Origin of the sequence: Eudoraea sp. (genome assembly GCF_049665975.1) — a bacterium.
In the GTDB taxonomy this organism is placed as follows: domain Bacteria; phylum Bacteroidota; class Bacteroidia; order Flavobacteriales; family Flavobacteriaceae; genus Eudoraea.
Genome location: NZ_JBATGR010000002.1, coordinates 1 through 6849, shown reverse-complemented (window position 1 = coordinate 6849; position 6849 = coordinate 1). Strand labels below are relative to the sequence as shown.

Genomic DNA, 6849 nt, shown 5'->3' with positions numbered 1-6849 from the left:
TCTACGGTCCACCAGTGTAAATTTCTGATAAGGGCCATTTCACTGGGCTCCCCCATATTTCGCTGTAATTTTTCAATGTGCTTCTCTGCTTTCTCAATATCAACCAGGGGAGTCCCTGCAGCTTCTTTTATTATGGATAGATACCTGACGGCCTCATAAAGTTCATAATCCTTGGCGCTGGAAATGGCCTTAGAGCCAATTTCGCCAAACCTTCTCAAATATTCTGCATATTCAGGATTTGCTATAATTGGTGCATGACCAGCTCCTTCATGGATAATATCGGGTGCAGGAGTGTATTCAATATGCTCAAGCTGTCTTATGTCTGATGCTATAACAAGCACATTGTAGGCCTGAAACTCCATGAAGGCTGCCGGAGGGATAAACCCATCTACGGCAACTGCAGCCCATCCAATTTCTTTTAAAATGCGATTCATCCCGTACATGTTAGGAATGTGATCTATAGAAATCCCGGTTTTATTGAGTCCTTCAACATATGATTTATGGGCTACATTACTTAGATAGTCCACATTTTTTCGCATAACATAACGCCAGACAGCCTGGTCAATGGCCGAATAATCCTCATAGTTCTGAGGTTTAATATATTGTTTAAGATGAGTGGGAAGCTTATCTAAAATAGGGTTACTTTCAAAAGACATAACTATTTATTAATGCCTTATAAAGATACAAAAAACCGCCCGAAGCGGGCGGTTATAAAATTAATTCGCAGCAATAACCTCAGGCGGATACTGTTGCAATATTTGTGAAACGAATTGACGAATACGTTTCTCTTTCTTTTCTATATTTTTAGTAGTATTCAGGGTGCCGACACCTCTGCCCTGCCAAACTAATTCTTTTTTTGCCGTATCTATTAAATCAATATATAAAGAACCTTCTGTTCTTGTGCTAACATTATTACCATAATAACCGGGTCCCCAAAAATAAGGGTTGTAATAACCAGGCCAACCCCAGCCCCAGCCCCAGCCATATCCATAACCCCAGCCGTTATAAACATCTACCTCTACTCGCTCATTGGTAAAAATACTCACAAGAATATCGGGTTTATCAGACTTCACAAAGCCGAGAGAATCCATTTCCGTTTCAATGGCCCTTAAGATTCGTTTCTTGTCCAGATCAGATATCTGAGCCCTGTCTATCCCAGTTTTGTAGAACGCATAGCTCTTATATTCCTTAAAATCGGTTTGTCTATCGTAATCAGATAAAACACTGACCGAGGCGCAAGAACTTAAGAAGAGAATGAAAAGTACCGGTATCGCAACTATTTTTATCTTTTTCATAATAATATTTTTTGGGTTCGTCAACCATTAAGTAGATAAATATGGCACAATTATCATGCCAAATAAACAATTATATTACTGCATATTTGTCTTTGCATTATACCCGTAAGGACAATGTCTGCAGTTGCTCTCACAACAATACCCGCGTTTAAGATGATATTCTTTTGTAAAAACGCGATAGCCTTCTTCAGATAAGTAAAAATCACCTTCTTCTGCCGGTAATATCTTTTTCATATTTGTAAAATTACGAGATTATTGTTAATAAAACAGTTCACGAAAATTCAAAGCCCGATAAAATAATACAGATTCCATTGATATCATCTTAACGAATATGTTGGTAAGCTCTCTTAATTTTTGGGTTAAAACAAAATTTAACAATTATATTTGTTAAAAGCTGCTTATACAATTGCTTATGATTGTGATAATTAGACAATTTTTTTACAGAGATTATGTAGGCTTATCTTTATGGCCATTTATCATTCTCAAAAATGTACGGTTAAAACAAGATGCTGTTTTAATTAATCACGAACGGATACATTTACAACAACAACAGGAACTTCTTATACTTCCTTTTTATTTTTTATATATCTCAGAATGGTTGCTCAGATCATTGCTTTATTTTGACAGCTATAAAGCATATCAAAATATTAGTTTTGAACGCGAGGCCTATCAAAATGAGATAAATATGGAATACCTCACAACGAGAAAACGTTTTAGCTTTATTAAATATCTTTGGAGCCATTAAGCCTTGTACTTGTGTTGGTCTCCAATCAAAAAATATCCTTGCCCCTCTTAAAGAAAAAGAAAGTAGAACTTCATATAAAGCGTGAGGATTTAATACATCCTCAAATTTCAGGAAATAAATACCGTAAACTTAAGTACAACCTGCTTAAGGCAAAGGAATTGAAGTATGATACCATACTAACTTTCGGCGGTGCTTATTCTAATCATATTGCGGCAACCGCCTACGCCGGTAAAAAGGACAGGATGAAGACTATAGGTGTGATAAGAGGTGAGGAATTAGCTGGTTCATGGACAAGTAATCCAACCTTGTCTGCTGCAAATAAGCAAGGCATGAAGTTTAAATTTGTCTCCAGGGCTGACTACAGAAAAAAGGAGACAGCGGCTTTTTATAATAATTTAAAGGCAGAATTCGGAAATTTCTATCTGGTTCCTGAAGGCGGTACAAACAAATTAGCAGTTAAAGGCTGTGAAGAGATTCTTACCCAAAAAGACAGCGAATTTGATGTAATCTGCTGCTCTGTTGGAACCGGAGGTACTTTGGCCGGAATTATTAATACGGCTACGCCTAACCAACGGGTAATAGGTTTTCCTGCGCTTAAAGGCGACTTTTTAAGGAAAGATATTTGTAAATTTGTCGAAAATGGGAACTGGGAATTATATACAGATTACCATTTTGGTGGCTATGCCAGGGTTGATGAATCATTAATATCGTTTATAAATGAAATGAATCAAAACCATGAAATACCCCTTGATCCGGTCTATACGGGAAAAATGATTTACGGTATTTTAGACATGATTGCTAACGATTTTTTTAAACCCAAGACTAAAATATTGGCTATTCATACCGGTGGATTGCAAGGAATAGCAGGAATGAATTTATATTTGAAAGACAAAAATTTACCCATAATCGATATATGAAACACGCTACGCTGGCAGTTGTTTTAGTTTTTTTACTTCTGAGTTGTGGAACTAAAAAAAGAACTACCTATTCCAAGAAAGGATCATCCGAGGTTGTAAAGTCTAACAAAACCAATAAAGATTATACAAAGTTTCCTTTTCCGGAGGATGCCAAAAAGTTTACATACTTTTCAACTTCCTCAATTGATGAGTATTTGGATACCTTTTCGGAAATAGCCCAATTTGAAATGAAAGCCTATGGCATACCAGCGAGTATTACTTTGGCACAGGGCATTCTTGAAAGTGGCTACGGCACAGGGGCTCTTACTGTAAAAACAAATAATCACTTCGGAATTAAGTGTCATAACAGTTGGGATGGGGAGTTTGAATATCACGATGATGACGAAAAAGGCGAGTGTTTTAGAAAATACAATCATCCAATGTACTCATTTCGTGATCATAGTATTTTTCTATCATCCAGGGCCCGCTATGCTTCCCTGTTTGAATTACGCCGGGATGATTATAAGGGATGGGCAAAAGGGCTTAAGAAAGCAGGCTATGCCACGGATAAAAGCTATCCTCAAAAATTGATTTCCTTTATTGAAAGGTATCAACTCTACAAATACGACAAGGAAGTTTTGGCCAGGGGATATCAGGTTAAGGCAGAACCTAAAAAATATGATTACAAAAAGTATGTAGTCCAAAAGGGAGACACCTTATATTCTATATCCAGAACCTATTTTATTTCCGTTGATGAGTTAATGAAACTTAACGACATGAACTCCAGTAACTTGTCTGTTGGACAGGAATTGAAGGTTAAATCTGAAAGAGTAAAATAACTATTATGATTTATCAGAGAAGCAGCGCCTTATTTGCAGAGGCTAAGAAATATATTCCGGGTGGTGTAAATTCTCCGGTCCGCGCTTTTAAGGCAGTTGGAGGTGATCCTGTTTTTGTTGAAAGGGCCAAAGGAGCTTATTTATATGATGTGGATGGAAATAAGTTAATTGACTATATTTCTTCCTGGGGTCCGCTTATTTTGGGGCATGCGTATGAACCTGTAATTAATGCAGTGATCAATAAAGCTAAGCTTGGCACTTCTTTTGGAATGCCTACAGAAATTGAGACAGAATTAGCTCAGTTGGCAGTGTCTATGGTTCCCAATATTGATAAGATTAGATTTGTAAATAGCGGAACAGAAGCTTGCATGAGTGCCATTCGTCTGGCGCGTGGATTTACTGGAAAAGATAAGATTATAAAATTTGCCGGATGTTATCACGGACACTCAGATTCCTTTTTAATTCAGGCGGGAAGTGGTGCCGTAACATTTGGCAGTCCTAATAGCCCCGGAGTAACCAAAGGTACCGCAAAGGATACCTTATTGGCAGAGTATAACAACCTGGAAAGTGTGATTACCCTGATTGCGGCTAACAAAGATGAAATTGCCGCTGTTATCATAGAGCCAATAGCTGGTAATATGGGTTGTATTGTTCCATCAGATTCTTTTATGGATGGGCTTAGAAAGATCTGCACTGAAGAAAATATTCTGTTGGTTTTTGATGAAGTAATGACAGGATTCCGGCTAGGTCGTGGTGGTGCGCAAGAAGCCTTAGGAATAGATGCTGATATTGTTACTTATGGAAAGGTAATTGGTGGAGGGCTTCCCGTAGGGGCATTTGCCTCCCGAGATGAAATTATGGCTCATCTGGCTCCCGATGGGCCTGTTTATCAGGCTGGTACTCTTAGTGGTAATCCTTTGGCTATGAGTGCCGGACTTGCCATGCTCACAGAATTAAATAATCGTCCTGAGATTTTTGATAGCCTGAATAAAAAAACAGCTTATCTTCATGAGGGCATATCTTCTGTGTTGGTAGAACATGGAATTCCTCATCAAATTAATCGCTTTGGATCTATGATTTCGGTTCATTTTACTGAAAATCCAGTTATAGATTTTAGCAGTTCTGCTCAAGGTAATAATGAGTTATTCCGAAAATATTTTCATGGAATGTTGGAGCAAGGAATTTATCTTCCTCCGAGTGCCTTTGAAAGTTATTTCTTAAACGATGCTATTACCTATAAAGATTTAGATAGTACAATTGAAGCCTTGAAGAATGTTGCTCCTAATTTGGTTTAAAAAGCAGTATTAATAAAGAAACGGGATATAGAAAAGTTATACTTTATTCTACACCCCGTTTTCCTAAAAACTCAAGACCTATTTGCCATGCCTCTTACCGGAATCATGTACTCTTTTACCATCTTTTCTATGATTTCTGTGATGCTGATTTGCACGTTCCCATTTTTGAAATTGCTCTTCTGACAGAATTTGTTTCATCTTTCCTTTTTGGACAATCATTCTATCCAATCGTTCATTTTGAAAGTCAAAACGTTCATCCGCACTCGGTTTAGATTCTTCAGCTTTTTCCTTTTTCACCTTCCGTTCCAACATTAAAGCCTTACGCTCCTTGGCATTCTCCAAATTTAATTTTTGAATTTCCTTTTGTTGAGCGGTACTTAAATCCAAAGCCAAAGTCATCTTCTTTGTCTTAAGTATGGCTATTTGTTCAGGGGTCATATCTTTCAATCCCCGTTGTTCAGAATTAAAATGCTGGCCTCTTTGAGAAAAACCCATCATTCCAATTAATAATACAGTTGTTACTAATACTTTTTTCATGTGTTTATGTTTTTGTTATATTCCTTTGATTACCAATTCATTATTTGGTTTAATTCAAATTCGGATATTATAAAAACTTTAACACCGCTGAGAATCTGGTTAGGGGAATCAAATGCAGAATATTTTAAATTCTTATTACTAAAAACAAAAAGAGTTCGGTTTATACCGAACCCTTTTTTATAGGAATTAATATGTGAATTTGTTTTACTAATTCAGGTCTGCTAATTCAATGATATATGCAGGTTTAAAATTCTCATTTGTAACTTCTACAATCTCTACTGTCGAATAATTCTGTTCTTGATTTTGATTACTTTCCAAACCATAGTAGGTAAATGCAGATAATACAAGACAAACAAAATAAAGCAGACTTTTAATTTTATAATTCATAATTCCGGGGTTTTTGTTCATTACTAAGATATAACCAATAGTAAACCAGGTGGAATGATTGTTGTGAATGTCTTCTTTTTTAGTGTTAAAAACGCATTATTTGTGGTCTACCTCAATAATGCCCGGATTTTATGAAAAAACACTTTGCATTTAATAGCTTAAATAGGGCAATTCACCGACCTATACTAGCGTTACGGTACCGGATTTAGTATTTGATCTATGCGTGCAATTATATCCTGTAAGTGATATTTACTCATGTTATCAGAAGTTCTGGGGATGGCATTGGCTATATTTCTTTTTAGACCGTTCAATTCTGCCCTCGCGACTGACCTTATATCAGATTGGCTGGTGTTTATAACCGTAGCCTTTCGATAACCTCCGTTAGCTGGTTTTTTGGTCTTGCTTTCTGCGGTCATAAGGAACTCTAACCTGTCTATATGGGCCTTCTGGAGATTTCTTCTATAGGTATCAATTTTACTGCTACTTCTTAGTTCAGACCAAAGACCCTTGCTCATATCTTTCATCATGGAACTTAAAGAATAGGCGTCAGGACCTAATTGTGTTTCCTGCTCTATAAGTCGAGCCATTCTACTCAGGCTAAGCACATTGTTCAAAGATCGCACTTGCAGGGCTCTAACCCTTTCAACAGATCCTGAGTATTCTATTCTTCCGAATAATTCATCGTCCAATAGCCATTCCGGGGTTCTAAATACTTCTTGTTGAAGAAATTGCATACAGTTCTTCTGATGTTCTTTAGGGACGGGGGTATATACCTTACCTTCCTGGTCATACGTCTTATAATATTCATAAACACCACCTATGTTATTTGAGACGTGTCCCATATATCTGTTGAAC

The 6849-nt window shown here is 37.0% G+C and carries 10 protein-coding genes; 4 read left to right on the top strand and 6 right to left on the bottom strand.

The annotated features are described in order from the left end of the window. The 3 genes from WBN20_RS00135 to WBN20_RS00125 form a co-directional block, all read right to left on the bottom strand. Nucleotides 1-656 (bottom strand): aromatic amino acid hydroxylase (locus WBN20_RS00135; protein ID WP_424280271.1); only part of this gene is annotated, 656 nt, incomplete at its 3' end. A 60-nt stretch (nucleotides 657-716) separates the two neighbouring features. After that, entirely contained in the window at nucleotides 717-1295 is a 579-nt protein-coding gene (locus WBN20_RS00130) for a DUF4136 domain-containing protein (RefSeq protein ID WP_424280270.1), read from the bottom strand. Nucleotides 1296-1370: 75 nt separating this feature from the next. After that, nucleotides 1371-1529, bottom strand: a complete 159-nt coding sequence (locus tag WBN20_RS00125; RefSeq protein ID WP_424270854.1) for a DUF5522 domain-containing protein — start codon at nucleotides 1527-1529, stop codon at nucleotides 1371-1373. 178 nt (nucleotides 1530-1707) lie between these two features. Between WBN20_RS00125 and WBN20_RS00120 the strand changes: the two genes are divergently transcribed. Genes WBN20_RS00120 through hemL form a run of 4 tightly spaced genes read left to right on the top strand, consistent with a single transcriptional unit; the run spans nucleotide 1708 to nucleotide 5070 of the window. Beyond that, nucleotides 1708-2040, top strand: coding sequence for a hypothetical protein (locus WBN20_RS00120; protein ID WP_424270853.1), 333 nt, complete (start codon nucleotides 1708-1710; stop codon nucleotides 2038-2040). Further along, complete coding sequence (locus WBN20_RS00115; RefSeq protein WP_424280269.1) at nucleotides 2028-2957, top strand: 1-aminocyclopropane-1-carboxylate deaminase/D-cysteine desulfhydrase; 930 nt, start codon at nucleotides 2028-2030, stop codon at nucleotides 2955-2957. Before WBN20_RS00120 ends, WBN20_RS00115 begins: the two co-directional genes overlap by 13 nt. Then, nucleotides 2954-3775, top strand: a complete 822-nt coding sequence (locus WBN20_RS00110; RefSeq protein ID WP_424270851.1) for a glucosaminidase domain-containing protein — start codon at nucleotides 2954-2956, stop codon at nucleotides 3773-3775. Before WBN20_RS00115 ends, WBN20_RS00110 begins: the two co-directional genes overlap by 4 nt. A 5-nt stretch (nucleotides 3776-3780) precedes the next feature. Then, a complete protein-coding gene (hemL, locus tag WBN20_RS00105; RefSeq protein WP_424270850.1) occupies nucleotides 3781-5070 on the top strand; it encodes a glutamate-1-semialdehyde 2,1-aminomutase in 1290 nt (429 codons plus the stop codon). Nucleotides 5071-5148: 78 nt separating this feature from the next. Here hemL and WBN20_RS00100 read toward each other — a convergent pair whose 3' ends face one another. From WBN20_RS00100 to WBN20_RS00090, 3 genes are all read right to left on the bottom strand, one after another. Beyond that, entirely contained in the window at nucleotides 5149-5607 is a 459-nt protein-coding gene (locus WBN20_RS00100) for a hypothetical protein (protein ID WP_424280268.1), read from the bottom strand. A 207-nt stretch (nucleotides 5608-5814) separates the two neighbouring features. Beyond that, nucleotides 5815-5994 carry a hypothetical protein gene (locus WBN20_RS00095; RefSeq protein WP_424280267.1) on the bottom strand — a complete coding sequence of 60 codons (180 nt, stop codon included), beginning with the start codon at nucleotides 5992-5994 and terminating at the stop codon, nucleotides 5815-5817. A gap of 191 nt (nucleotides 5995-6185) precedes the next feature. Beyond that, on the bottom strand, nucleotides 6186-6849 hold a 664-nt coding region (locus WBN20_RS00090; RefSeq protein ID WP_424280266.1), incomplete at its 5' end, for a zinc-dependent metalloprotease.